At 62.2% G+C, this 24976-nt stretch carries 23 protein-coding genes; 7 read left to right on the top strand and 16 right to left on the bottom strand.

Translation table 11 applies throughout. The features are described from left to right. Positions 1 to 112: 112 nt before the first annotated feature. From gltX to O3303_RS15355, 3 genes are all read left to right on the top strand, one after another. Positions 113 to 1651: a glutamate--tRNA ligase gene (gene gltX / locus O3303_RS15365; RefSeq protein WP_269559270.1), complete on the top strand. Its 1539-nt coding sequence runs from the start codon at positions 113 to 115 to the stop codon at positions 1649 to 1651. 135 nt (positions 1652 to 1786) lie between these two features. Continuing rightward, complete coding sequence (locus tag O3303_RS15360) at positions 1787 to 2170, top strand: hypothetical protein (RefSeq protein ID WP_269559269.1); 384 nt, start codon at positions 1787 to 1789, stop codon at positions 2168 to 2170. A 241-nt stretch (positions 2171 to 2411) separates the two neighbouring features. Beyond that, positions 2412 to 3191: a TIGR00266 family protein gene (locus tag O3303_RS15355; RefSeq protein WP_269559268.1), complete on the top strand. Its 780-nt coding sequence runs from the start codon at positions 2412 to 2414 to the stop codon at positions 3189 to 3191. Positions 3192 to 3217: 26 nt separating this feature from the next. Here the strand turns inward: O3303_RS15355 and O3303_RS15350 are convergent, their stop codons facing one another. The 4 genes from O3303_RS15350 to lptB all read right to left on the bottom strand — a co-directional run bounded on the left by O3303_RS15350 (position 3218) and on the right by lptB (position 6566). Then, the gene (locus tag O3303_RS15350) at positions 3218 to 3451 is read right to left on the bottom strand and encodes a hypothetical protein (RefSeq protein ID WP_269559267.1); all 234 of its coding nucleotides are present in this window, start codon (positions 3449 to 3451) and stop codon (positions 3218 to 3220) included. A gap of 161 nt (positions 3452 to 3612) precedes the next feature. Then, the gene (locus O3303_RS15345) at positions 3613 to 4122 is read right to left on the bottom strand and encodes a toxin-antitoxin system YwqK family antitoxin (protein ID WP_269559266.1); all 510 of its coding nucleotides are present in this window, start codon (positions 4120 to 4122) and stop codon (positions 3613 to 3615) included. 93 nt (positions 4123 to 4215) lie between these two features. After that, the gene (locus tag O3303_RS15340) at positions 4216 to 5739 is read right to left on the bottom strand and encodes a GH3 auxin-responsive promoter family protein (RefSeq protein WP_269559265.1); all 1524 of its coding nucleotides are present in this window, start codon (positions 5737 to 5739) and stop codon (positions 4216 to 4218) included. Between the two features lie 95 nt (positions 5740 to 5834). Then, positions 5835 to 6566, bottom strand: coding sequence for an LPS export ABC transporter ATP-binding protein (gene lptB, locus O3303_RS15335; protein ID WP_269559264.1), 732 nt, complete (start codon positions 6564 to 6566; stop codon positions 5835 to 5837). 143 nt (positions 6567 to 6709) lie between these two features. Here lptB and O3303_RS15330 point away from each other — a divergent pair, with 143 nt between their 5' ends. Beyond that, positions 6710 to 7072, top strand: a complete 363-nt coding sequence (locus O3303_RS15330) for a DoxX family protein (protein WP_269559263.1) — start codon at positions 6710 to 6712, stop codon at positions 7070 to 7072. A 113-nt stretch (positions 7073 to 7185) separates the two neighbouring features. Here the strand turns inward: O3303_RS15330 and recJ are convergent, their stop codons facing one another. From recJ to pdhA, 12 genes are all read right to left on the bottom strand, one after another. Next, entirely contained in the window at positions 7186 to 8907 is a 1722-nt protein-coding gene (gene recJ, locus O3303_RS15325) for a single-stranded-DNA-specific exonuclease RecJ (RefSeq protein WP_269559262.1), read from the bottom strand. A gap of 314 nt (positions 8908 to 9221) precedes the next feature. After that, positions 9222 to 11024, bottom strand: coding sequence for a tetratricopeptide repeat protein (locus O3303_RS15320; protein ID WP_269559261.1), 1803 nt, complete (start codon positions 11022 to 11024; stop codon positions 9222 to 9224). Between the two features lie 258 nt (positions 11025 to 11282). Next, complete coding sequence (locus O3303_RS15315; RefSeq protein WP_269559260.1) at positions 11283 to 13403, bottom strand: peptidylprolyl isomerase; 2121 nt, start codon at positions 13401 to 13403, stop codon at positions 11283 to 11285. 193 nt (positions 13404 to 13596) lie between these two features. After that, complete coding sequence (locus O3303_RS15310) at positions 13597 to 13860, bottom strand: hypothetical protein (RefSeq protein ID WP_269559259.1); 264 nt, start codon at positions 13858 to 13860, stop codon at positions 13597 to 13599. Between the two features lie 9 nt (positions 13861 to 13869). Next, complete coding sequence (gene lptC / locus O3303_RS15305; protein WP_269559258.1) at positions 13870 to 14460, bottom strand: LPS export ABC transporter periplasmic protein LptC; 591 nt, start codon at positions 14458 to 14460, stop codon at positions 13870 to 13872. Between the two features lie 7 nt (positions 14461 to 14467). Further along, positions 14468 to 15811: a BamG family beta-barrel-assembly machinery protein gene (gene bamG / locus O3303_RS15300; RefSeq protein WP_269559257.1), complete on the bottom strand. Its 1344-nt coding sequence runs from the start codon at positions 15809 to 15811 to the stop codon at positions 14468 to 14470. Continuing rightward, positions 15798 to 16541 carry a type III pantothenate kinase gene (locus tag O3303_RS15295; RefSeq protein ID WP_269559256.1) on the bottom strand — a complete coding sequence of 248 codons (744 nt, stop codon included), beginning with the start codon at positions 16539 to 16541 and terminating at the stop codon, positions 15798 to 15800. Before O3303_RS15295 ends, bamG begins: the two co-directional genes overlap by 14 nt. 173 nt (positions 16542 to 16714) lie before the next feature. Then, a complete protein-coding gene (locus O3303_RS15290) occupies positions 16715 to 18754 on the bottom strand; it encodes a pseudouridine synthase (protein WP_269559255.1) in 2040 nt (679 codons plus the stop codon). A gap of 182 nt (positions 18755 to 18936) precedes the next feature. After that, positions 18937 to 19320, bottom strand: coding sequence for a TraR/DksA family transcriptional regulator (locus O3303_RS15285; RefSeq protein ID WP_044015125.1), 384 nt, complete (start codon positions 19318 to 19320; stop codon positions 18937 to 18939). 246 nt (positions 19321 to 19566) lie between these two features. After that, complete coding sequence (gene ribH, locus O3303_RS15280) at positions 19567 to 20043, bottom strand: 6,7-dimethyl-8-ribityllumazine synthase (RefSeq protein ID WP_269559254.1); 477 nt, start codon at positions 20041 to 20043, stop codon at positions 19567 to 19569. Positions 20044 to 20235: 192 nt separating this feature from the next. Continuing rightward, positions 20236 to 21006 (bottom strand): tetratricopeptide repeat protein, encoded by a 771-nt coding sequence (locus tag O3303_RS15275; protein WP_269559253.1) that lies wholly within the window; start codon positions 21004 to 21006, stop codon positions 20236 to 20238. Between the two features lie 51 nt (positions 21007 to 21057). Further along, positions 21058 to 22020 carry a pyruvate dehydrogenase (acetyl-transferring) E1 component subunit alpha gene (gene pdhA / locus O3303_RS15270; RefSeq protein ID WP_269561922.1) on the bottom strand — a complete coding sequence of 321 codons (963 nt, stop codon included), beginning with the start codon at positions 22018 to 22020 and terminating at the stop codon, positions 21058 to 21060. A gap of 293 nt (positions 22021 to 22313) precedes the next feature. On the opposite strand from pdhA, the gene recF reads away from it, so the two are divergent. The 3 genes from recF to O3303_RS15255 all read left to right on the top strand — a co-directional run bounded on the left by recF (position 22314) and on the right by O3303_RS15255 (position 24895). Next, positions 22314 to 23438, top strand: a complete 1125-nt coding sequence (gene recF / locus O3303_RS15265; RefSeq protein ID WP_269559252.1) for a DNA replication/repair protein RecF — start codon at positions 22314 to 22316, stop codon at positions 23436 to 23438. An 81-nt stretch (positions 23439 to 23519) separates the two neighbouring features. After that, a complete protein-coding gene (locus O3303_RS15260) occupies positions 23520 to 23837 on the top strand; it encodes a DciA family protein (protein ID WP_187317093.1) in 318 nt (105 codons plus the stop codon). A 560-nt stretch (positions 23838 to 24397) separates the two neighbouring features. Then, positions 24398 to 24895 carry an acyl-CoA thioesterase gene (locus O3303_RS15255; protein WP_269561921.1) on the top strand — a complete coding sequence of 166 codons (498 nt, stop codon included), beginning with the start codon at positions 24398 to 24400 and terminating at the stop codon, positions 24893 to 24895. The last annotated feature ends 81 nt before the right edge of the window (positions 24896 to 24976 follow it).

The following is a 24976-nucleotide window of genomic DNA, read 5'->3' as shown; positions in this document are numbered from 1 at the left end:
GCAGTGGTTCTGTTAGCCAGCACAATTACGCAGCTACTCCGCTACTCAGCTACTCTCTCGTATCTTTGCGGCGCGTTTTTCTATCCCGAAGACGCCGCGAACTGACTGACTTATGGAAAGAGAAGTACGGGTGCGCTTTGCGCCCAGCCCCACGGGGCCGCTGCACATCGGCGGCGTGCGCACTGCGCTGTATAACTACCTGCTGGCCCGCAAGCTGGGCGGCAAAATGCTGCTCCGCATCGAGGACACCGACCAGAACCGCTTTGTGCCCGGCGCCGAGCAGTACATCATGGACTCGCTGCGCTGGTGTGGCATTGTCATTGACGAGGGAATTGAGCAGGGCGGCCCCCACGCGCCCTACCGCCAGAGCGAGCGGAAGCCCATGTACCGCCAGTATGCCCAGCAGCTCATCGACAGCGGCCACGCCTACTACGCTTTCGATACGTCGGAAGACCTGGATGCCATGCGCGCCCGCCTGACGGCCGCCAAGGTGCCCAACCCGCAGTACAACAGCATCACGCGCGCCCAGATGCGCAACTCCCTGACGCTGCCCGCCGAAGAGGTGACGCAGCTGCTGGAGAGCGGCGCTCAATACGTCATTCGCCTAAAAGTGCCCCGCAAGGAGGAAATCCGCTTCAACGACCTTATCCGGGGTTGGGTGGTGGTGCATTCCTCAGCCGTGGATGACAAGGTGCTGATGAAGTCGGACGGCATGCCGACCTATCACCTGGCCAACATCGTGGATGACCATCTGATGGAAATTACGCACGTTATCCGGGGCGAAGAGTGGCTGCCCTCGGCGCCTTTGCACGTGCTGCTGTACCGCTACCTGGGCTGGGAAGCCACTATGCCGCAGTTTGCCCACCTGCCCCTGCTGCTCAAGCCCGACGGCACCGGCAAGCTCAGCAAGCGCGACGGCGACAAGCTCGGCTTCCCGGTATTCCCGCTGGAATTCCACGGCACCGATGCCGACGGCCAGCCAACCGTGAGCAGCGGCTACCGCGAAGCCGGCTACCTGCCCGAGGCGTTCATCAACTTCCTGGCGTTCCTGGGCTGGAACCCCGGCACCACACAGGAGCTGTTCACGATGGACGAGCTGATTGAGAACTTCTCGATTGAGCGGGTAAGCAAGTCGCCAGCCCGCTTCGACCAGAACAAAGTGCGCTGGTACAACGAGCAGTATCTGCGCGCCAAGCCCGACGCCGAGCTGGCCCAGTTCCTGCTGCATGACCTGCAAGCCCAGGGCCTGGACGTTTCGGCCGACAAAGCCGAGCAGATTGCGGCCCTCGTGAAGGAGCGCGCCACCTTCCCCGCCGATCTGGCCAAGGAAGCCCAGCTGTTCTTCCAGCGCCCTTCCGCCTACGACGAGCAGGTGATCAGCAAGAAGTGGAACGCTCAGGTAGCCGGCGCCCTCGCCGAGTTTGCCCGCCAGCTGCCCACCGCCCCCGACACCACGCCCGACGGCATCAAAGCCCTGCTCACGCAGGTAGTGGAAGGCCAGGGCCTGAAGCAGGGCCAGGTGCTGCAGGCGTTGCGCGTGGCCGTCACGGGTGCCGCCGCCGGCCCCGACCTGATGGCTATTATGAGCATTCTGGGCACGCAGGAAACCGCCGAACGCATTGAAGCCGCCGTGGCGGCGCTACCGGCCTAATATAGCCGGGTCATAAAGTTTAGGGCACGTTTGGTATCCGCCGGCGGGGCCGCTTCGTAGTGTGATGCTAGGAAGCGGCCCCGCTGTGTGTCAGGGGCGGCCGGCTTGCCGCTCTACGCCTTACGTCTGCTTATCATGGCCAAGAAACCCGTCAGCCCGAAGAAGAAAAAGAACGACCCCGAGAAAAAAGCCCGCGTGCACAAAGAGCTGGAGGGGTTTGAAATCAAAGTCAATCCGCTCGGCGAAATCACCTCCAACTATTCCATCGAAGACATCAACCAGTTCCTGAACCGCCACGTGCGCGACAAGAAGCTGGTGAACCGCGACGGCCAGTTTGGCGAGAAGCCCGAGGACGACGAAGAGTTTCCGCTGGAAGATGCCGCCGCCATCGAGCCGGAGGAGTCGGAAGAGGACTTCATGCGCCGCACTAGCCGCGAGAGCCGCAAGAAAGGCCCCAAAGCCGACCCTGACGCCGCCGCCGAAGCCGCTGACACCCGCGCAGAGCTGCCGGAGGAATGAAATGTAGCATAGGCTTCAGCCTGTGCCGTCCGTTGCCTGATACCATCTTAGATAGCCCCCCACAAAAAGCCCTGTCCTCAGGAGGTTCGTAGCCTGCTGCCGGCAGGGCTCTTTTTGTAAGGGTGGCTATTTAGGCGCTACCACCTGGGCAACCGACGGCACCAGCTGAAGCCTATGCTACAAGCCCTGCGTTTTCGCTATACTTGAGGCACCTTTTCACCTCACTCATATCCTCATGGCGATGAACTCGCACGACGTAGATTACCAGATTCTGGGCAACGATATTCAGGTGCTGGAAGTGGAGCTGGACCCTAACGAAACCGTCATTGCTGAGGCGGGCGCCATGGTGTACATGGAGGAAGCCATTGCGTTTGAAACCAAGATGGGCGACGGCTCGGAGCCCGACCAGGGCCTGATGGGCAAGCTGTTTTCGGCCGGCACGCGCCTGGTTACGGGCGAGTCGCTGTTTATGACGCACTTCACGCACCGCGGCAGCCACGGCAAGAGCAAAGTGGCTTTTTCAGCCCCGTACCCGGGCACTATCATCCCGCTGGACCTGGGCACGCTGCCGCAGGGCCTGGTGGTGCAGAAAGATGGCTTCCTGGCCGCGGCACGTGGCACGCGCATCAGCATCCATTTCAACCAGAAGCTGGGCGCCGGCCTGTTCGGCGGTGAAGGCTTCATTCTGCAGAAGCTCACCGGCGACGGCAAGGCCTTCATTCACGCGGGCGGCACCGTCATCGAGAAGCGCCTCAATAGTGAGCTATTGCGGGTAGACACGGGCTGTGTGGTCGCCTTCGAGCCCGGCATCGACTTCAGCATTGCCCGCGCCGGGGGCCTCAAATCCATGATCTTTGGGGGAGAGGGCCTGATGCTGGCCACGCTGCGCGGCACCGGCCGCGTATGGCTGCAGTCGATGCCCGTGAAGAAGCTGATTCAGGCCTTGGCGCCGGCCGGCGGCAACGCCCAGAAGGAAAGCGGCGGTATCCTGGGCAACCTCATGGGCGCCTTCGACCAATAGGCAGGATTCGGTATTATACCAGCCGGCTACTGGCTCACCGCTTTGGTGGCCGGGGCCGCGCTGTACTGCTGGTCCGTCGTCTCAATTTCGGGGTTAGCCATCTGCACAGCAATGATGCCCAAACTGATCATCAGGCCCAGCACCAGCAGGCCGAGCAGCCCTAACATGGAGCGGTTGCTGAGCAACGGAACTTCTTCGGAGAGACGGCGGCGTTTCCGGCGGGAAACGTAGGGGCGGTGGGAGGAATCGGAAGCGGGCACGGTGGGAGCAGTGAGCTATAACGAATCCCCTAATATATAGCTTTTTCTGAACGGAGCGCCATGCCTTGAGCTGCTGCACGCAGTGGGACCTATCGTGCTGGTTTAGTTGGGCAAGCGGCCCCGGTCGGCGGCTTTTGTTGCGGGACTTTCGAGGCCAGATGCTACTTCGGGCGGAGCACCGGCGGCGTGGCCGCGGGGCGCACGCTCACCAGCTTGCCGGTCTCGTAGTGCTCCAGCTTTTCGGCCTTACCGGCAGCGGAGTACACGGGCCAGTCGCCGAACCAGTAGAAGTGGGAACCGTCGGGCTCGGCTACGATGCGGGCCTGCCCGGTGCGCCAGATGCGGCCGTTGGGGTGGTAGTACGTGATGCGCATGAGGCCATCAACAGCACGAACGTACACCTCCTTGCGTTCCAGCACACCATTGGCGCCGTAGAAGCGGGAGGTGCCCACGATACGACCGTGCCGAAACCGTTCCCGCGAAGCCATTTGCCGGGCTGGCTCGGGATAGTAGCCGCGCCAGGGGCCATGGGGCCGCAGGTCACGGTCGTGGCGGTGCTCCGACCAGAAGCCGATGGGTCCTTTGGCGTTCAGCCGCTGGCAGCTGCTGCAGGCCAGCAGCAGCAAGAGGGCAAACAGAACATAGCGCATAGCAAACAGGGAATCAAGCATAGTATATCACCGCAGGCCGGCGCAGTAGCACTACGCCAGTCTGCGGTGAATATAGCCTTTGCGGGGCGGCCATGCCAGCACCGGGCGGCGGGCCTACTCGCTTTCGCGCAGAATCTCCTCCAGCAGGTCGCGGGAGTTGCTCAGGCGGGGCACTTTGTGCTGGCCGCCCAGCTTGCCCCGGCGGGCCAGCCACCGCTCAAACTGCCCTGGCGCGGCTACCGTGAGCTTGGGGGCCACCAGCGCTAGGTCGCGGTGGCGCTTGGCGTCGTAGTCGGAGTTGAGCTGGCGTAGGGTCTGGTCAAGGACGGCGGCGAAGTGGGCGGCATCGTGGGGCGGCGCCAGGAACTCTACCAGCCACTGGTGCCCTCCGCGGGAGCCATCGGCGGCACCGGCGAAGTAGATGGGGGCGGCCGTGAAGTCGCGCACGGTGGCGGCCGTGGCCTGGCAGGCAGCGGCCACGGCGGCTTCGGCGTTTTCCACCACCACTTCTTCGCCAAAGGCATTCAGGAAGTGCTTGGTGCGGCCCGTGATGCGGATGCGGTAGGGCTGCAAACTCGTGAAGCGCACCGTATCCCCGATTTTGTAGCGCCACAGGCCCGCATTCGTGCTGATGATCAGGGCGTAGCTTTTGCCCAGCTCTACGGCCTCCAGCGGCACGGTTTGTGGCTCAACGGCTTCCCACTGGTCGGCGGGCAGAAACTCATAGTAGATGCCGTGGTTGAGCAGCAGCAGCAGATCCTCGGAGTCGGGCTCGTCCTGCAGGGCCAGGTAGCCTTCGGAGGCGTTGTAGACCTCCAGATAGTGCATCTGCAGGCCCGGAATCAGCTGCCGAAACAGCTGGCGGTACGGCCCGAACGCCACGGCGCCGTGCAGAAACAGGCGCAGGTTGGGCCACACCTCTGTGATGTTGGCGGCGCCGGCCAGCTCGGTCACGCGGCGCAGCAGCACGATCATCCAGGTGGGCACGCCGGCCAGCGCCCGCACGTCCTGGTGCTGCACGTGGCGCGCAATCCGCTCGATCTTCTCTTCCCATTCATCCAGCAGCGCCATCTCCAGCGGCGGCGTGCGGATGTGCTCGGCCCAGGCGGGCAGGTTCTGCATGATGATGGCCGACACGTCGCCGGCGCGGGAGGCGGGGTCGTGGGGGCGCAGCGGGTTGGGGGTGTGCGTGCCACCCAGCGAGAGGGTTTTGCCGCCCAGCAGCTGCGCCTCGGGGTAGTGCAGGGTGGAAAGCGCCACCATGTCGCGGCCGGCGCGGTAGTGGCACTCATGCAGCGCCTCGCGCGTAACCGGGATGTACTTGCTGCGGGCGTTAGTGGTGCCGCTGCTCTTGGCAAACCACTGCACGCGGCCGGGCCACAGCACATCGGCTTCGCCGCGCATCACCCGCTCCAGATCAGGCACCAGCTCCTCGTAGCTGCTTACGGGCACGCGCTGAGCAAACTCGCCGGCCGACGGGCCGTCGGTGAAGCCGTGGCGGCGGCCCCACTCCGTGGCGCGGGCCTTGTGCAGCAGCTCTTTCAGCACGCCCTGCTGCACCTCGTACGGGTTGTCGCGGAAGTGGCGGATGCTGGCCAAGCGGCGCTGCACGGCCCAACTCAGAATACCGTTAATCACGGGCGATAAAAATAGACAGAACGGAATATAGAACGGACTTCCATACCTCTCTGAAGCCGATAAGGTTGTGGGTGCCGGCCCGGGCCAGGCTGCAGCTATAGCTTGCGTTTGAGCTCGAAATTTTTGCCCAGGTACACGCGGCGTACGGTTTCGTCGGCAGCCAGCTCTTCGGCGGTGCCGGCTTTCAGCAGCTTGCCTTCGAAGAGCAGATAGGCCCGGTCCACGATACTGAGCGTGGAATTAACGTCGTGGTCGGTAATCAGGATGCCGATATTCTTGTGTTTGAGCCGGGCCACAATGCTCTGAATTTCTTCGGTGGCAATCGGGTCGACGCCGGCAAAGGGCTCATCGAGCAGCACGAATTTGGGGTCGACGGCCAGGGCGCGGGCTATTTCGGTACGCCGCCGCTCGCCGCCGCTCAGCACCTTGCCCAGGTTTTTGCGCACGTGGGTCAGGCTGAACTCGTTGAGCAAGGATTCCACCTTGTCGAGCTGCTCCTGCTTGGGCATCTTGGTCATCTGCAGCACGGCCAGGATGTTTTCCTCCACGCTCAGGTCGCGGAACACGCTGGCTTCCTGAGCCAGGTAGCCGATGCCGAGGCGGGCGCGCTGGTAGATAGGCATCTTCGTGATTTCCTGGTCGTCCAGAAACACGCGCCCGCCGTCAGGCTTCACCATGCCCACGGTCATGTAGAACGAGGTGGTTTTGCCGGCCCCATTCGGCCCCAGCAGCCCCACAATTTCGCCCTGCTCCACGTGCAGCGACATGTCGTTGACAACCGTGCGGGACTTGTACTTCTTAACCAGGTGTTCAGCTCTGAGAATCATCGTGCGGCAAAGGTAACGAAGCGGCGCGGCCTGACGCCGCCCGGCCCTACAACGCAAAAAACCAGTTGATGAATGCGTATTGCCAAGCCTTTCAGCCGCCACCTATTCCGGCGCGTATCTTGTGGGCAACTCTTTCGCCTGCCATGCCTGGTTTTCGCCGCTTCAACCGCTTTCTGCTGGCCTTCCTGTTCGTGGGAGCTGGCATCACCCATTTTGTGGCGCCGGCCTCTTTTGTGCGCATCGTGCCGCCGTATCTGCCGGCGCCGCTGCTGCTGGTATACCTGAGCGGGGCCGCCGAAATTGCCGGCGGCCTGGGGCTGCTGCTGCCGGCTACCCGCCGCTGGGCGGTCTGGGGCCTGATATTGCTGTTGATAGCCGTGTTTCCGGCCAACGTGTACATGCTGCAAAGCCACGGCGCGGGCCTGGCGGTGCCGCAGTGGGCGCTGTGGCTGCGGCTGCCACTGCAGGCGGTGCTGGTGGCCTGGGTGTGGTGGGTGCGGAAGTAGTGCCCGGCACCTGCTTCCGCGTACGAGTGAGGCGAGTTTTTATTCGTTAGCGCAAGTGGCGCGGCGCCGGATACTCGCTGTGCTCGTTCACCAAGCAGGAGCTTGGTGTTACTTTACTCCCAGCGAATGTCCTTCACGCGGAGCTGCAGGGTTTTCACGCCGCGGTACTCGTTGATTTCCACCGTGTAGCACACGCTGAACGGCTGGCCCTGCTGAATCTGGGGCAGGTGCTCGGCCAGGCCAAACCCGATGGCGTCTATCACATGGTGGCCGTCCTGGGTGAGGGCCAGCTTGAGGTGCGAATTGCCGACGACGCGCGCCGAATCGGGGGCGGCGTATACGTCGCGGGCCATGAAGGTGGGGTTGCTGTTGCCGGGCCCGAAGGGCTCCATCTGGCACAGCAGCTTGTGGAAATTGCGCGTCACCTCGTGCAGCGGCAGCTCGGCGTCAATGTCCACGGGCGGAATCATCTGCTCCGGCCGGATGCGGCCCGCCACTATCCGCTCGAACTTCTCACGGAACGCGGGCACGTTTTCCACGGGTAGCGTGAGGCCGGCCGCGTACATGTGGCCACCGTACTGGTCGAGCAAATCGGCGCACTCCTCAATGGCTTGGTGCACATCAAACCCCGCCACCGAGCGCGCCGAGCCAGTGGCTTTGCCGTTGCTTTCGGTGAGGATGATGGTGGGCCGGTAGTACTTGTCGAGGCAGCGCGAGGCCACGATTCCCACCACGCCCTTGTGCCAGTCCTGCTTGAAAAGCACGGTGGTGTGGGCGTCATGGAACAGCGCATCGGCTTCAATCATGTCCAGCGCCTCCTTGGTGATGCTGGTATCGAAGCCGCGGCGCTCCTGGTTGGTTTTATCCACCACGGCGGCCTTGTCGAAGGCTTCCTGCTTGCTGCCGGCCAGCAGCATGGCCACCGAGCGTTTGGCGTCGCCCATGCGGCCGGCGGCATTTATGCGGGGCGCGAAGCCAAATACCAGGCTGCTGATGTTCAGCTCGCTGGTTTGCAGACCGGCCAGCTCGCGCAGGGCGTCGAGGCCGGCGCGCTGGGGGCGCTGGGGGTCGTTGAGCAGGCGCAGGCCGTGGTAGGCCAGCGTGCGGTTCTCGCCCACAATGGGCACGATATCCGCGGCAATACTAACGGCTACCAGATCGAGCAGGTCGTAGAGCGGGGCTTCGTCGAGGCCCTGTTCCTCGGCGAAGGCCTGCATCAGCTTGAAGCCCACGCCGCAGCCGCTCAGCTCCTTGAACGGGTAGGCGCAGTCGGCACGCTTGGGGTCGAGCACGGCCACGGCGGCCGGCAGCTCGGTGCCGGGCAGGTGATGGTCACAGATGATGAAATCCACACCCCGCTCGTTGGCGTAGGCCACCTTGTCCACGGATTTCACGCCGCAATCCAAGGCAATAATCAGCGAGTAGTCATTGGCGGCCGCGAAGTCGATACCGGCCTCCGACACGCCGTAGCCTTCCTTGTAGCGGTCCGGGATGTAGTAGTCGATGCGTTCCGGCCCGAAATACGGCAGCAGAAAGCTGTACACCAGCGCTACGGAGGTAGTACCGTCCACGTCGTAGTCGCCGAACACGAGTACCTTCTGGCCGGCGTGCAGGGCTTCGCGCAGGCGGGCCACGGCGCGGTCCATGTCGCGCATCAGTAGCGGGTCGGGCAAGGTGCTCAGGTCGGGCCGGAAGTAGGCACGGGCCTCTTCAAAACTGCTGATTTCGCGCTGGCAGAGCAGCGCTACAATGGCTTCCTTAACGCGCAGGGCGTCGGCCAGGTGCCGGACTTGTTCAGCGTCGGGGGCTGGCTTGCGAATCCATCGTTTTTCCATAACAATAAGGCGGCTCGGGTAGGCTGTATCTTCAAAAGTACAAAGAAAACCGCGCCCTGCCACCCCTACGTCGTACCTTTAAGCCATGTCCAGCTTCCGCGAGTTCTTCCGAAAATACGGCCAATACGTCCTCTCCGATGGGCTCATGTACCTGATTTTCATCGTGGCCCTGGGGCTGATGTTTTTGTTTTTCAGGTAGGGCGTAACGCGAAGCTCCAGCTTCTGCATACGAGCGAAGCGAGTAGCGCGCGTTAGCGCAAGTGGCGCGGTGCCGCATACTCACTTCGCTCGTATGCAGAAGCTGGAGCTTCGCGTTACAAACTGTCGCCGCGGAGCTTGCGGAAGTGCTTGCGGGCTTCGGCCACGTAGATGCTGCCGGGGTATTTCACCAGCAGTTGGTTGTAGAGAGTTTTGGCGGCTTCCTTGTCCTGCAGGTTGTCTTCCTGAATGGTGGCCAGCAGAAACAGCGCGTCGTCGCTGAGCACGTCGTACTTGGGGTTGGCCGTGATTTTCTCCAGCGTGCCCACGGCGCCTTTGTAGTCGCCGGTGCGGCGCTGCAGTTGGGCCTTCAGCAGCCAGGCCTCGTCCTGCAGGGCGTGGCCGGGGTACTTCTGCACCAGCGCATCGAGGCCGCGCAACGCTTCCGGCAGCTTGTTCTGGAACACCAGCTGCTCCACGGCCGCGTAGTCGCGCAGGGCCACGCCGGCGGTATCCATAGCGGTGTTGTCGGTGATGAGCAGCGAGAGCTGCATGGCGTCGTTGGCAATTTCGCGGGTGGTGGCTTCCTTCAGGATGTCGAGGTGGCTCTTGGCCAGCTTGAAGTCGCCGGCGAAATAGCTCAGGCGGGCGTTGCGGAGCTTGGCCTCGTAGCCCAGCGGCGAGTCTTTGTGCGACTTCTCCACCTGCGAATACAGCAGCGTGGCCTCCCAGGGCTCGGCGCGGAGCAGGTAGATGTCGGCCAGGTCAATCTTGGCCTGATCCACCACGTCAAGACTGGCGCGGGGCATGTCAATCACCTCCTGCAGCAGCTTGATGGCCGCGGGCTTCTCGTCGAGCTGGAAGGCGTGCAGCACGGCCATGCTGCGCAGTACCGGCGCCGTCTGGGGCGTGCGGCCCAGCTCCGTGAGCACCTGCTGGTACTCCCCGATCAGGCTGCGGATTTTGGCGGTTTCAATCGGGTACGTGTCGCGCACCTGGGCTTCACGGGTTTGCACCAGCCGCTGCCGGGCCATGGCGTAGAACGGGCCGCTACGGTACTCGCGCAGCACGTACTCGTAGCCGCTGATGGCGCTTTCGTAGTCTTTGTTTTGCTGGGCAATGGCGGCCAGCTCCATCACGCGGCTGCCCTCGGTGCGGCCGCGGCGGTCCAGGGCTTTGGCCTGCACCAGGGCGCCCGTGAAGTCGCGGCGCTGCACTTGCAGCCACAGCAGCAGCTCGCTGTACACGGTGCGCTCGGGGTACTTCTGCACGCTGCTCAACAGCTCGCGCTCCAGCGCCTCGAAGCCTTTCTCATCTTGCAGCGAGTTCTGCAGCATGTTGCGCACGAAGGGTAGCTGCTGCTCATCGTCCTGCACGAGGCGCAGGGTTTCGGCCATCAAACGTTCGGAGTTGCCGGTCTGAGTGTAGAGCTGGATGAGCTGCGGACCGTATTCGCTATCGTTTTTGGCCAGGGTGCGGCCGCGCAAGTAGGTTTTTTCGGCCCAGTCGGGCAGCTGGCGGCGCTGGAACTCGGCGGCTACGGGCAGCACCTGCTGGGCAGCCAGTTGGCTCAGTACCCGCTCATATTGCTTGGCGGCGGCGGCCGGGTCGCCGGCGGCAGCGTACACCGCGCCCAGCGTCACGCCGTAGGGCTCCTCGGGGTGCGCCTTCTGGGCTCGTTTCACCAGCTTCTCGGCGTCTTTGTGACGGCTGAGCTGCTGCAGGGTTTCCAGGTAGTCGGGCAGCACGTTGGAGGCTAGCTGAGCATCAGCCGGCAGCTTGGCGTATAGGAACGCCGCCTTTTCGTGCTCGCCCTTGCGGGTGTACTCTTTGGCCAGCGAGATATTGCCGCCCTCCTGCTGGGCCACCGCCGGCGCCGAGAGCAGCATCAGAAACAAAGCGAAACGGAAACGACGCATACAAACAGGGCTATTCAGCAGCAACGGCTACCGGGTCGGATTCATTTCAAGGTACGCAGGAAAATGCACTGTCATCCTGAGCCATCTGTCATCCTGAGCTTGCGAAGGATCCTATCACGGCTGGATTACTACCGAACGATTATTGTTCTAACATGAAAGGATCCTTCGCTCCGCTCAGGATGACAGATATGCTCAGGATGACAGAACAAAAAAAGCCGCTCCTTCGGGAGCGGCTTTCCTATCAAGCGGCAGCAGGGTCTAGAAGAACTTGTTGCGCTCGTCTTTGATGTTGGCGTTGGCTTTCACGGCTTCGTAGATAAGGCCGTCGGCGCGGTTCTGGCGCTGGGCCAGCAGCTGCTTCTTAATGGCGGCCACGTCGGCGGCGGCGGCAGGCTTCTGCACGCTCACCGGCTCCACAATCAGCACGCCCTGCTCACCCTGGATGGGGGTCGACTTCTGCCCGGCTTTCAGGCCAAACACCTTGCCCACGGCCAGCGGCTCGCCGCCCAGGCCCGGGATGGTGCCGGTGCCCAGCACCACGTTGTCGGCCGTTTTCACCTGCGCCTGCGCGCCATAGGTAGCGGCAATCTGCTCCAGCGTGCCGGTCTTACCCTGCAGCTTAGCCATGATCTGCTTGGCCTTTTCCTCGTTGCGCACGGCGGCCTGCAGCTCAGGCTTCAGGCTGGCCACGTCGGCGGTGCCTTTGCTCCGCTCGCCGGTCAGGACCGCAATAACGTATTGGTCGCCCATGTCGAATACTTCCGATACGTCGCCGATGGCGGTTTCCTTACCGGCCGTGCCGTAGGACCAGCGTACAATCTCGCGGGCGTTCTGCAGGTTGTTCACGGCCCGCTCGCCGCGGCCGAGGCCTTTGGCTTCCTGCTTCTGCAGGGTTTTGTCTTTGGCTACTGCCTTGCGGAACGACTCCAGATCGGTAATCTCGCCTTTCAGGGCTTGGGCCTTGGCGTAGGCGGCCTCGTTGGTGGCTTCCGAAGGCGTGATGCGCTTCTGCACCGCGGCCACCTGGTAGGTCTGGCTAGTTTTAGGAGCGGTGATTTTTACGATGTGGTAGCCGAACGACGTTTTCACGAGGCTGGGCAGCAAGCCGGCCGAGGTAGCGCCGAACACGGCCTTCTCGAACTCCGGTACCATGCGGCCCTGCTGGAACCAGCCCAGGTCGCCACCGGTGGCGGTGGTGCCGTCGGTGCCGAACTGGCGGGCCAGAGCGGCGAAGTCAGCGCCACCTTTGATTTTGTTGAGGATGTCGGTGGCTTTCACTTTGGCCGCGGCATCAGCCTCCGGCGTGGTGCCTTCGGGCTTGATGAGGATGTGGCTGGCGCGGGCGGCGGCTTGGGCGCCGGCTTTGGCACCCGTCACTTTGAAGAGGCTGGTGGTGCCGTTCTCCGAGAACGGACCGTATACCTTGCCTACTGCCAGCGGCAGCTGCTGGCGCAGCTTCTCGGGCATATCGGCCGGCGACACGTAAGCGGCGCTGTACGGCTGGTCGGAGTTGAGCTTCACGAACAGCGAGTCGTTCGGAGCCGAAGCAAACTGCGTGGTCAGCTGATCGACGGCCTGGCGGGCGGCGGTGCTGTCTTCCACCGAAGCCGTTACCGGAACGCTCACGTACTCGATGGTGCGGCCATCTTCCACTTTGTAGCGGCCCTTGTTCTTGTCGAGGTAGGCCTGCAGCTGGCTGTCCGTCACTTTCACCGCCGAATCGGAGATGGAGAAGTAGGGCACGAACAGGTAGCGCATGGAAGCGCGGGTGTTCTGGTCTTCGTCGAAGCGCTTGGCTTCGGCCGATGTTACGTAGGTGCTCAGCTTGAGCAAGTTGTTGTACTTCTGGCCTACCCGCTCAGGGCCGAGGTTGGCTTCGAAGTTGCGCCATGCAGCCTGCGCATCGGGCGGCAGCTTGTCGAGGCCCTGCAGGTACTGGATGATCTTGGCGCGGTCGAACTGGCCGGTCTGCTGATCGGTGAAGGCCTGGCGGATGCTGGGGTGGATGTTCTTGCCCTGCACCATGTCGGTCAGCTCGTCGTCGGACACCGACAGGCCGAGCTTATCGAACTCCTTCTGGAAGGCAATGCGGTAGATGGTCTGGTTCCAGGCCTGGTCGCGCAGGTAGCCCATCGTCTGCTCGTCGGGCTGGCGGCCCTGCTGCTGCACAAAGCTCTGCTTGGCCTGCTCCAGGCTGTTGTTGAAATCGGCCAGCTCCACTTTTTCGCCGGCTACTTCGCCCACCACGTTTTCGTTGCGGTTGAAAAGCCGGTTTTTACCCCCGACAAGGTCGCTGCCCACGATGAAGAAGAGCATGCCGATGGCGACAGTGCCCACGGCCCAGCCTGATTTTTCTCGAATCGTGTTAATTAATGCCATTTACTTGTAAAAAAGCGCAGGTTGAAAAAGCGGAAAGAGGTGCAAAATAACCAGAATCCGCGGGAGAATCAAAGGAGACGGGGCGATTGGGTAATCAGGTGAGTTAGTGAAGGCTAGGCTGTCATGCCAAAACAGCCTGTCATCCCGCGCAAGTGCAGGACAACAGGCTGTTTCAGGCGGCTACTATTTAGAGCTAGCCGCGCCGCTTGTTGCGGGGCACCGGCTTGGCGGGCGCCTGGGGCGGCTGCTTTACCGGCGTTTTCGGCTCGGGCTCCGGCTTGAGGTAGCGGTAGAGCATCACGCACGAAAACGACACCATGAATAGCCAGTAGTTGTCGCGCAGCGCGTTTTTGTCGTTGTAGCGGCTGACGGTTTCGTAGGTGCCGATGACGAACGACACCACGGCCAGCGAAAACAGGATGGTTCGCCCGAGGCCGGGACTCCAGAAGCGTTTCATGCGAACAGGTTATTTCGCCGGCTGCGTGGCAGCCTGGTCGATGGTGAACACGCCCTCCGGCTTGAGAATGGTGTAGCGCGAGAAGTCCTGGTTAGCCGTCAGGCCGTAGCCGGTCAGCACTTCGGTGGGCGTCTGGATGCGGACGAGCTGAGTGGTGTCGTTGTAGATCAGTTGCTTGTTCTGATCGAAGTACATCTCCTCGGTTTTCATCGACTGCTGCTTTTCCACATTGGCCACACGCACGTTGCCGCGGATGAAATACAGGTTTTTAGCCTTGTCGTAGCGGCCGTAGTTGCCACGCAGCGTGTTGAGCACCTTGGTGCCGCCTTCGGAGTAGAAGGTGACGTCGATGCCCTTGGGGTAGAGCTTGTCGCCGCTTTCAAACTGCTGCTCCAGCGGGGCCGTGTACTTGATCTGCAGCTTGGCCGAGTCGCTGTAGAGCGTCAGCACGTTGGTGGTTTCCAGCAGCGGGCCTTTGTACTCCACTTCCTTTTTGCTGGCCGCCGGGTCTTTTTTCTGGCAGCCGGCCACCGCCAAGCCGGCGGCCAGCAGTGCCAACAGCCCCAGCCGGCCAAAACTCCTGAACGAGTGCGCAGCCATGGGCAGCTTATTCAATGCGGCGCTTAATGAACCAGCGGTTGTTGAGCGAGATGCCCACCTGGGCGCGGATGTAGCTTTCCTGAATGTTGCGCTCGGTAGCGCCGCTGGCCAGCTGCTGCACGTCGGTGTTGCCGCGGCGGCCATAGGTGAAGCCCATGTTGAGAGTGGTAGCATCCAGCGGCGAGGCCGACACCGGGAACGAGAAGCCCCAGCTCACGGCCCGGTCGTAGAGCACCTGGCCGCCGGGGCGGTAAGGCATTTCGGCCACCGATACGCCGGCCCGGTAGGTTACGCGCCGGAAGTACTTGTCGACGGAAGTCGGGTCGGGGGCAAACTCGCCGCCCAGGGCCGCGCGCCACGTATTGCTCAGGGGCACGCCCACCGTGCCGCCGCGCTCATTGAATGCCCGGAACTTCGACCACTGCTGGTTGGCCGCATCCAGGCTCACCGACCAGTTTTTGTTGTTGTCGAGGCTGACCCCGAACTGGGCCAGCGCCGGCAGGTTGGCCGAGCCCTCGCCGCTTTCCAGCACGAGGCTTTCTACTTGGTTGCCGGCAAAGGCTTGGCGGTCCAGCGTCAGGCTCCGCTCCCCGTTCAGCTGGGCCTGGAAGCTATAAACGGCCCCCAGGTTGTAGTTGATGGTGCTGTTGAGCTTGCTGCGGTACTGGGCGCCGCCCCGGAACTTGAAGTCGGAGTAATGAATATGGTCGAGCAGGACGCTTCTTTCCAGCGCGTCGTTGGCCGTCACCACGTCGGGTACCACCTGCGTGGCAGTGCTGACATCGATGCTACCGAACACGTAGGAGGCTACCACGCCCACCGAAAGGCCCTTGGCCACGCGCACACCCTGCGCGAAGTACGCCTCCGACAGTTCGCCTTCGCCACGGTACTGCTTCACCACCTGCGCCAGCGTCGGGTCGCCGTTGACGCGCTGAGCCTCCACCGATTCGAAATCGACGGAGCTGAAGGGCTTGAGGCCCACGGCAGCACCCCAGCGGCTGGAAAGCGGTACGGCCAGCGCCAAATAATTCAGCTTGCCGGTACCCGTTTTCTGCGAGGTCTGGTTGTTCTCGATGGTTTTGTACTGCCCTATCGCCGTGAACTCCCACGTTGTGCGGTTCATGTAGTAGAGCAGGGCTGGGTTCAGCTCATTGATCTGGGTGCCATTGGGGGCCGAAACCCCGACGCCACCCATGCCCATCTGCCGGACACCGCCCGCGTTGAAGTAGGTGTCGCCCAGCCCGAGGCGGGAGTAAGGAGAATTGCCCAGGCCCTGGCCCTGGCCGCGTGTAGCGGCCCCGAGGCTCAGCAGCGTTAGGCCCAGCAGCCCGGCGTATTTAGAGTTCAACATTGTATGCCAATATACGGTGGAGCCCAATCAGCACGAGCTCCGGAATGCCAAAGATAGGGCCTTTCAGCCGGGGTTGGAAAAAAGCCGCATCGCCGCCGGCCAGCACCACGCTGAGCCCCGGATACTGCGCCTGGTAGCTGGCAATGAAGCCATTCACTTCGGCCACGGCCCCGTTGAGCACGCCGCTTTGGATGGCCGAGGTGGTATTGTCACCGGTGAGGGGTATCGGAGCGGCGCCGTCGGCCGGGATTTCCACCAGCGGCAGGCGTCCCGTAAACGTGTGCAGGGCCCGAAAACGCATGTGCAGGCCCGGCGCAATACTGCCTCCCCGAAACGTGTGCCCGCCTTCCACCAGGTCGCACTTGATGGCCGTGCCGGCATCCACAATCAGCGTGTGCTGGCCAGGCCGCAGCCAGGCCGCCCCTACCGCCGCCGCCAACCGGTCGGCACCCAGCGTGTGCGGGGTGGCGTAGGCGTTGCGCAGCGGTAGCGGCGTGGTGGCGGGGCTGAACTCCAGCACCGTGCCCGGCAGCCGCTGGCGCAGCGTCCGGGCCCAGTCGGCGGTGGGCTCGGCCACTGAGGCTACGATGGCGTGCTGCGGCTGCAGTCGCTCCACAGCGGCCATCACCTGCGCCGCCGTCTGGCCCGTGGCAGTTTCCAGCAGCACAGCGCCCTCGAAGCAGCCGTATTTCACGGCCGTATTCCCAATATCAAGGGCAAACGTGCGCAAACCCGATAAACGTGAAAGGTGAACAACAAAAAAGTGGCGGGACGATGCGCACCGTAGGAGGCGAGGCGGGCCGTTGGGCCGGGCAGCTAATGCCGGCAAAACAGCCTCCTCTCTCCTATCGTTCGCGCATCATCCCGCCACTAAGAGCCACACCGCTGGTCAGCGGTTGCGTATTACATGAAATACTTCAGGCGAATCACTTCCTTCTCGTTGAGGAAGCGCCACTTGCCGCGCGGCAGGTCCTTTTTGGTCAGGCCCGCGTACTGCACCCGGTCCAGCGACACCACGTCGTAGCCGAGGAACTCGAAGATGCGGCGTACAATCCGGTTGCGCCCGATGTGGATTTCGATGCCCACAAAGTGCGGGTTGCCGGCCACTACGGCCACGTCGTCCACTTCGGCCTTACCGTCTTCCAGCTCGATACCGGCCGCAATCATGCCCAGATGCTCCTCGGTGAGCGGCTTGTCGAGCTCAGCCTGGTAGATCTTTTTGTTGCGGTGCGAAGGGTGCGAGAGTTTCTGCGCCACCTCACCGTCGTTGGTGAACAGCAGCAGACCCGTGGTGTTGCGGTCAAGGCGGCCCACCGGGAAGATGCGCTCCTTCGACGACTCCTTCACCAGATCCATCACCGTGCGGCGGCCTTCGGGGTCTTCGGTGGTCGTGATGGTGTCTTTGGGCTTGTTGAGCAGCACGTACACCAGTTTCTCCCTGTTGAGGTTGGTTTTGCCGTACTGCACGGTGTCGGTGGGTTGCACTTTGTAGCCCATTTCCGTCACCACCTCGCCGTTCACCTTGATTTCGCCGGCCGCAATCAGCGAGTCAGCTTCGCGGCGCGAGCAAACGCCGGCGTTGGCGATGTAGCGGTTCAGGCGCAGCTCATCGCCTTTCACGTCTTGCTCTTCTTCGCGGCGGCGCTTGTTGCCGCGGCTTTTGTCGTCCTCGTAGTGCTTGAGGTTTTTGTAGTCGGGTGCCTGGCCTGCCACTTCGCCGCGCTTCAGCTTGTCGGCGCGGTTGGGCGTGGAGGCATCGTGGCCGAAGCGTTTGGGCGCTGCCCGTTCCGGACGCGTGCCATACGGGCGGGCGTCGCGGTTGGCGTCAGAAGCACCCCGGCTTGGCTCCCGGCGGTCAGCAGCATCCCGGTTACCGAAGCCACCTTCCTTGCGGTCGTTGAAGCTGCGGTTGCCGAAAGCCGGACGCTCGCCGGTGCTGCGGGGCTTGAAGCCCGACTCCCGACGGTCGCCGAATGCGCCGCGCGGCCGGTCGCCGAAGTCGGCGTCACGCTCGGGGCGCGGGCTTACCGGGCGCTCGTTGTCGAGGCCCTCGGGGCGGCTGCGGAAATCAAAGGCCCGGGCCGGCCGGATGGCGCGGTCAGGACCCTGGTCGTTGGCGTCATCGGTCCGGGGGGTAGGCTCCGAGGCAGCCGGGCGTGGCGTGTAGCCAGTGGGGGCTGCAGGCTGGTTGGGGTCAGCTTTCACAAACTTGCGGTTCCGCTCGCCGGCCGTACCACGGGGCACTGCCGCGCGGCCTTCCTGGCGGTAGGGCTGCCCGTCCCAGGTTTTGCGCGGCTCAAACGGCCGTACCGGGCGCTCGTCGTTGTCGCGGCGGGGCGGGGCATTAAAGCCACCGCGGCGGTCATCGTCGCGGCGGTTGCCGCCACCTCCGAAACCGCCACTGCGGCGGTCGTCGTTGTCGCGGCGCGGGCCACCGCCGAAGCCACCACTACGGCGGTCATCGTTACTGCCACGCGAAGCTCCGAAGCCACCGCTCCGATTGTCTTCCCGGCGCGAACCGCCACGGTCGAAGTCGCGGCCACCTGAAGGGCGGCTGCCGAAGGAGCGGCTGTCGCCACCATTCGTGTCGCGGGGGCGGGAGTTGACGCCGAAGCCGCCTTCGTTGCTGCGGCCAAAGCTGCCGCCGCCACTGCCAAATTTCTTGGGGCCACCAAAGCCGCTGCCGCCGGTGCGGTCAGCAGGGCCGCGCCCGAAGGAAGGGCGCGAGGAGGAGTCGCCGCGGGGCGCATCGCCGGAGCGGCCGCCGGAACGGTCCCGGTCGCCACCGAAGCGCGGTGGGCGGCTGTCGCCGGCCGAGCCACTGCCCGCGCCGCGCGGAGCGGAGAATTTCTGATAAAAGCCTGAGCCTCCAGCACTGCTGGAAGGACGGTCGGAGCGGCCGCGGCCGCCGGCTGGATTGCCGGAATTGTGCTTCTTGCCCATGGTTGCAAGGATGAGTGCCGTATCGCTACGGTACAGGTGAAAACAGATGTATCAGGAAGATAACCGATTGGGTCCCGATAACAACTAACCCAACCAGAAAACAGTGCCCGGGCTCACAGCCTGACTTCCTGCAGGAGGAAGGCCGGCCGAAAACCCGGGCGCTGGTAGTACAACCGTCGGAACTAGTCGCGACGGGCCATTTTAGCTTCAATCGAATGCTGGGTGTGCGGTACGGCGCGCAGCCGCTCCTTCGGAATCAGCTTGCCGGTGCCGATGCACACGCCATAGGTGCCGTTCTTGATGCGCACCAGCGCATTTTCGAGCTGCTGGATGAATTTCATCTGACGCGACGCCAGCTGGTTGAGGCTTTCCTTTTCGGCCGTATCAGCGCCATCTTCCAGCACCTTGCTGGACGAAGCCGTATTGTCGGTACCCGAATCGTTTTTGCGGCTCAGCGTTTCCTTAATGAAGGATACTTCTTTGCGGGCGGCGGTCAGCTTATCCTGAATGATCTGCTCGAATTCAGCCAAATCTTCTCTGGAATAGCGTATGGTTTCGTCACTCATGTCGGGGTCAGAAAAAGTAAACTAAAAATGGGAGAGAGAAGATGCGGCGATGAAAGCAGCGGGCCTCCGTCCAGATGCTTGCGCTAACAGCTGGCTACAGAAATTAGTTTATCACTAAGTCCAGGCTGTAGGCGGTATTTGCCGGAAAGCACTTGTGCCTGCCGCCTTTTTCGGGCGCAAAGCTACGCTTTTGTCTGACAATCACTTGGTGGCAGGTTGGTTTTCGAGCGCTCCCGCGCCCTGGCCTCAGAAGCTCAACATATGAATGGCGGCCACAGCGCCTTCCACTCCTTTGTTGCCATGCTTGCCACCGGCCCGGTCCCAGGCCTGCTCCAGCGTGTTGGTGGTCACCAGCCCGAAGATGACCGGCTTATTGAACTTGAGGCCCACGTTGGTGATGCCACTGGCCACGGCGTGGCAGATGTAGTCGTCGTGCTTGGTTTCGCCCTTGATGACCACGCCCAGGCAGATGACGGCGTCAATCTGCTCGTGCTGGGCCAGCAGCTGCGCGCCCAACGTCAGCTCGAAGCTGCCGGGCACCGTGTTGCGGAAGATATTCTCTTCCTTGGCGCCGTGCTTGATGAGCGTGTCGTAGGCGCCCTGCGCAAGGGTGTCTGTGATTTCGCGGTTCCACTCGGCCACTACCAACCCGAACCGTTTGTCGGAAATGTCGATGAAGTGGTCGGAGTTGTAGTCGCTCAGGTTTTTGAGGGCAGTTGCCATAAATCGCGGATGTTGCAGATTAAAGGGGATGACACAGATTTAAAGACGGGCTGGCTGATTGGCCTAGACTGGAACACGCAGAACGCAGAACAATCAGAGCCGCTCAGGAAACATTAAAAAGGAAAGGACGGTACCGGACCGTCCTTTCCTCTGCTAGCTGTGCAATCCGTTTACTCTGCAAAAGCTGCGATTCTACTTACCGCTCATGGCTTCCACGCGCGCCTTATACTGGCGGGCCTCGTTCACCTCAAACGCAGCCGGATACTCCGTGATGATGCGGTCGTAGGCTTTTAGGGCGCCTTCCGTGTCTTTGGCCAGCTCGCGGGCGGTGGCTTCCTTCAGCAGGTATACCGGCGTGAACTGCTCGTTGGCGTTGTGGTTGGCGGCTTTGCTGTAGAAGTCGGCGGCTTCCTGGGGCTTGTTCAGCTCCAGGTTGGCGTCGCCGAGCAGCGAGTAGGCGCGGGCCTGCACCAGCAGGTCGTCGGAAGAGAAGTCTTCGAGGTAGTCGGCAGCGGCTTTGTACTGGCCCTGCTTGAGGGCGGCCACACCGGCGTAGAAGTTGGCGAGGTTGCCGGCCTTAGTGCCGCCGTACTCGTTGGCTACCGTCTCCAGGCCCGGGTTCTGGCCGTCGCCTTTCATGGCCTTCTGCAGCGAGTCGGCTTCCCAGTAGTTCACGGCCTGGAACATCACGGCCTGCGCCTTGGTGTCCTGCGAAGCCCGCCAGGTGTAGAAGGCAAACGCCCCCACAATGGCCAGCACCACTACCGTCAGCAAGCCTAGCAGCACGTTCTTGTTGCGGCGCAGGAAATTCTCCGAGTCGGCCAGGCGCACGGCCAGCGCGTCCGGGTCTTCCAGCATCGGGTGCTCCGTGGCATAGGTTTCTTGTCCTAGCGGATCGGCCGATACGGGCTGCTGAGGCTGACGGGCGCCGGGTGTTTTACCCGTGTAAGGAATCTTCGACATGAGAAGTAACTGGAAAACGAGGGCCGAAACCTGGGGAGGCTCGCGGCAGAACTAGTCGCGGATGTAAGGATAATCCTGCTGCACGTACACGTCTTTGTAGAGCTCGTCGGCAGTAGGATAGGGAGACGTTTCGGCAAATTCCACCGACTTTAGCACCTGCGCCTTGATCTTCTCATCAATGGCCGTGAGGTCGTCCTCGGTAGCCATATTGTTGGTGAGGATGGTGTGGCGCACCGATTCGATGACGTCCCGCGAGCGGTAATCTTCCAGCTCGTCTTTGGTGCGGTACTTGGCCGGGTCACTCATCGAGTGGCCTTTGTAGCGGTAGGTTTTGAACTCCAGGAACGTGGGGCCTTCGCCGGCGCGGGCGCGCTCAGCGGCGCGGGCCACGGCGTCGTGCACGTCTTCCACGCTCATGCCGTTCACCGGCTCCGACGGCATATCGTAGCCGCGGCCGATGTGGTAGAGCTCCGTCACGTTGGAAGTGCGCTGCACCGAGGTGCCCATAGCGTAGCCGTTGTTTTCCACCACGAAGATGACGGGCAGTTTCCAGAGCATGGCCATGTTGAAGGCTTCATGCAGGGCGCCCTGGCGCACGGCACCGTCGCCCATGTAGCAGATGCACACGTTGCCGGTCTTGTTGTATTTCTCGGCGAAGGCAATGCCGGCACCCATCGGCACCTGCGCGCCCACGATGCCGTGGCCGCCGATGAAATTCACCTCCTTGTCGAAGATGTGCATCGAGCCGCCTTTGCCTTTGGAGCAGCCGGTGGCCTTGGCGTACAGTTCCGCCATGATGGCGTCGGGCGAGGTGCCCAGGGCCAACGGGTGGGCATGGTCGCGGTAAGCGGTAATCCACTTATCGGATTTGGTCAGGGCTGAAACGGCACCGGCGGCGCAGGCTTCCTGCCCGATGTAGAGGTGGCAGAAGCCTTTAATCTTCTGCTGCCCGTATAGCTGGCCGGCTTTCTCCTCAAACTTGCGCATGAGCTGCATTTGCTCGTACCAGCGCATGTAGATTTCCTTGGAAAACTTCGGCTTGGCTGAACCAGCGGCTTTCGCCGACTTGCCGCCTTTTTTCGTAGCGGCAGGAGCCGCGCCGTTAGCGGGCGGCAACACCGGATCAGGCTGGGTTACCGTTTTGGTAACCGCGTCGCTTTTGGCTACGGCTTTCTGGGTCGGCGTTTTCTTCACCGAGTTGGAAGCCTTGGGGGCAGCCTTTACTTTCGTCTCCGCCATCTTGCTTTCAGTTGTTCGCGTTTGGGATGCGAAAGTACGTAAAATGATTGCAATTCCGAACCCCGCGCATGATACTGGAAAGCCTGCAGCTTCTGTTCTTTAAAAACTACGACGAAGCGAATTTACGCCTGTCGCCCCGCATCAATTGCTTCATCGGCGACAATGGCAGCGGCAAGACTAACCTGCTCGACGCCATTCATTACCTCTCCCTGACAAAGAGCGCCTTCACCTCGGTTGATGCCCAGAGCATCAAGCAAGGTGAAGAATTCTTTGTGGTGAAGGGCCGCTTCCAGCCCACCGATGCGGCGACCCCGGCAACTGAGTCGGAGACCATTCAGGTGAGCTTGCGGGCCGGGCAGAAAAAGGCGGTGTCGCGCAATAAGCAACCCTACGACCGAATAGCCGACCACATCGGCCGCTACCCGGCCGTGCTCATTTCGCCTTACGACACCGACCTGATCCGGCAGGGCAGCGAGGAGAGGCGCAAGTATTTCGACAGCCTCATCTCGCAGCTAGACCACGCCTACTTAGAGCTGCTCATTTCTTACAACCATATTCTGCGGCAGCGCAACTCGCTGCTCAAGCTGGCTGCCGAGCGCCAGGGTGGTTACGACCGGGACTACCTGCTGGTGCTGGACGAGCAGCTGGTGCCGCTGGGCCTGCAGCTGGTAGCCGCCCGCCAGCAGTTTCTGTTGGACTTCGAGCCGCTCTTCCAGCGCCACTACCAGCTGCTGGCCGACGGCCGCGAACAGGTGTTGCTCACCTATAAGAGTGAGCTGCCCGAAACCGACTTCGCCAAACTGCTCCGGATTCAGGAGCGCAAAGACCTGGCGCTGCAGCGCACCACTGCCGGCCCGCATAAAGACGACTTCGTGTTTCTGATGGACGGGCTGCCGGTGAAGAGCTACGGCTCGCAGGGCCAGCAGAAGTCCTACGTCATTGCGCTGAAGCTAGCGCAGTTTGAAATCCTGGCGGCGCGCAACCAGCAGAAACCTCTGCTCCTGCTCGACGACATTTTCGATCGGCTGGACGAGAAGCGCATTGTGCGGCTCCTACAGCTGGTCGCCGACCATACCTTCGGACAGATCTTTCTGACCGACACTCACCTCGACCGCACCGATCTGGCGCTGGCCAGTATCACCGAGCAGATCAATCGGTTTCGGGTGGAAGGCGGTACAGTGCGGGCGGTGTAAGCCGCGCCAGGGCATCGTACCTTTGGGAGCTGCTTCGCTGCGCGCGGCAGTATCTTTCGCGCATCATTATACCGCACCGACGTGAAGAAACCTAGCAACTCCGAAAACTCACGTCGTGCCGATATTGTGTCTTTGAAAGACAGCATCCAGGCCTTGCTGAAGGCTTACCGCCTGCAGGGCAAGCTCAACGAAGTAACGGTAGTTGGCAGTTGGGAGAAGGTGATGGGAAAGGCCGTGGCCCTAAAGACGCAGGAAGTGTACGTAAGCAACGGCAAGCTCTTCGTGCGGCTTTCCTCGGCCCCGCTCAAGCATGAGCTGGTGATGGCCAAGACCCGCGTGATGCAGCTCATCAATGACGAGGTAGGCGAAGCCGTTATCAAAGAAGTTGTGTTCCTATAAGCACTTCGCATCCCGGCTGCGCACCTCTGCTTTATCAGGCTTCTCTCCGAGCGCGCGGCTTGTACCAGCATTTATTGAGCATATCATCCGACATCGCAGTGCGCAGCCTAGCTCACCTTGCCTACCAGCTTAGCTGAAACAAGCGGCGGATGATGCGGCGGCCACTGGCAAAGGCTCCAGTTTGGCGGCACCTTCAAGCCGTCGGACCGGTCGTCGCAGGCGTACATGGCCCGCCTTGACAGCCGCAGCCACCTCGTGCATTCCACCACCGAACCGACGGCTGAAAGAGTCATCAGACCGGAGCTTCTCCGCAACTTGGCTTTGCTACGGCTGTGCGGCTTGCCGGTTCCCGCTTTGGCCCGGCTGTTCCGCTACCTGAGGCTAGGCATAGCGGCAGGCATACCGCATTGTGTCCTGACCTAGCAAGCCCTCTTACCTTGCACAGGTCCGGCAATGCTACTGCCGGAATGTTTCTCCCTCCACTTGCTGTGCCTATGCTCCCCTACCCTCTTCCCGACTTTCGACCCGTGTCATATTCCCGGGTTACGCTCACCGAGCTCATGATTCCCTCGTACGCCAATTTCGGCGGCAAGATCCATGGCGGCATCCTGCTTTCGCTCATGGATAAGGTCGCCTACGCGGCGGCTTCCAAACACGCGGGCACTTACTGCGTCACGGTCAGTGTCGATGGGGTGAACTTCCTGCAACCGGTGGCCGTGGGAGAACTGGTGTCGTTGCTGGCCTCGGTAAACTACGTGGGTCGCACCTCGCTGCTGGTCGGCATCAAGGTCATTGCCGAAGACGTAAGAACCGGCACCGTGAAGCACACCAACACCTCTTACTTCACGATGGTGGCCAAGGACGACGAAGGCCGTCCGACTCCGGTACCGGGCCTGTTGCTCGAAACGCCGGACGACACCCGACGGTTCGTGGAAGCCATCAAGCGGCGGGAGTTCAACGCCCAATACCTCCGCCAATTCAACGATGCCCGAACCGGCATGCACGCCGACAGCCTCCTCCATATGCTGGAGAATGAGCGGTGCCAAATCAGCTATTAGCCCGCTCCTCTCTCACCATGCAGAGAACTAATAAAAGCAGCGGGGCGCAGCAGATTTACTCTGCTGCGCCCCGCTGCTTTT

The organism is Hymenobacter canadensis, from assembly GCF_027359925.1.
In the GTDB taxonomy this organism is placed as follows: domain Bacteria; phylum Bacteroidota; class Bacteroidia; order Cytophagales; family Hymenobacteraceae; genus Hymenobacter; species Hymenobacter canadensis.
Note: the sequence above shows the minus strand (reverse complement) of the source record. Positions and strands in the feature narration are given on the sequence as shown.

Coding starts and splice junctions, on each gene's coding strand:
- gltX (WP_269559270.1), top strand. CDS start 113: ATGGAAAGAGAAGTACGGGTGCGCTTTGCGCCCAGCCCCACGGGGCCG.
- O3303_RS15360 (WP_269559269.1), top strand. CDS start 1,787: ATGGCCAAGAAACCCGTCAGCCCGAAGAAGAAAAAGAACGACCCCGAG.
- O3303_RS15355 (WP_269559268.1), top strand. CDS start 2,412: ATGAACTCGCACGACGTAGATTACCAGATTCTGGGCAACGATATTCAG.
- O3303_RS15345 (WP_269559266.1), bottom strand. CDS start 4,122: ATGCTTGATTCCCTGTTTGCTATGCGCTATGTTCTGTTTGCCCTCTTG.
- lptB (WP_269559264.1), bottom strand. CDS start 6,566: ATGATTCTCAGAGCTGAACACCTGGTTAAGAAGTACAAGTCCCGCACG.
- O3303_RS15330 (WP_269559263.1), top strand. CDS start 6,710: ATGCCTGGTTTTCGCCGCTTCAACCGCTTTCTGCTGGCCTTCCTGTTC.
- recJ (WP_269559262.1), bottom strand. CDS start 8,907: ATGGAAAAACGATGGATTCGCAAGCCAGCCCCCGACGCTGAACAAGTC.
- O3303_RS15320 (WP_269559261.1), bottom strand. CDS start 11,024: ATGCGTCGTTTCCGTTTCGCTTTGTTTCTGATGCTGCTCTCGGCGCCG.
- O3303_RS15315 (WP_269559260.1), bottom strand. CDS start 13,403: ATGGCATTAATTAACACGATTCGAGAAAAATCAGGCTGGGCCGTGGGC.
- O3303_RS15310 (WP_269559259.1), bottom strand. CDS start 13,860: ATGAAACGCTTCTGGAGTCCCGGCCTCGGGCGAACCATCCTGTTTTCG.
- lptC (WP_269559258.1), bottom strand. CDS start 14,460: ATGGCTGCGCACTCGTTCAGGAGTTTTGGCCGGCTGGGGCTGTTGGCA.
- bamG (WP_269559257.1), bottom strand. CDS start 15,811: ATGTTGAACTCTAAATACGCCGGGCTGCTGGGCCTAACGCTGCTGAGC.
- O3303_RS15290 (WP_269559255.1), bottom strand. CDS start 18,754: ATGGGCAAGAAGCACAATTCCGGCAATCCAGCCGGCGGCCGCGGCCGC.
- O3303_RS15285 (WP_044015125.1), bottom strand. CDS start 19,320: ATGAGTGACGAAACCATACGCTATTCCAGAGAAGATTTGGCTGAATTC.
- ribH (WP_269559254.1), bottom strand. CDS start 20,043: ATGGCAACTGCCCTCAAAAACCTGAGCGACTACAACTCCGACCACTTC.
- O3303_RS15275 (WP_269559253.1), bottom strand. CDS start 21,006: ATGTCGAAGATTCCTTACACGGGTAAAACACCCGGCGCCCGTCAGCCT.
- pdhA (WP_269561922.1), bottom strand. CDS start 22,020: ATGCGCTGGTACGAGCAAATGCAGCTCATGCGCAAGTTTGAGGAGAAA.
- recF (WP_269559252.1), top strand. CDS start 22,314: ATGATACTGGAAAGCCTGCAGCTTCTGTTCTTTAAAAACTACGACGAA.
- O3303_RS15255 (WP_269561921.1), top strand. CDS start 24,398: ATGATTCCCTCGTACGCCAATTTCGGCGGCAAGATCCATGGCGGCATC.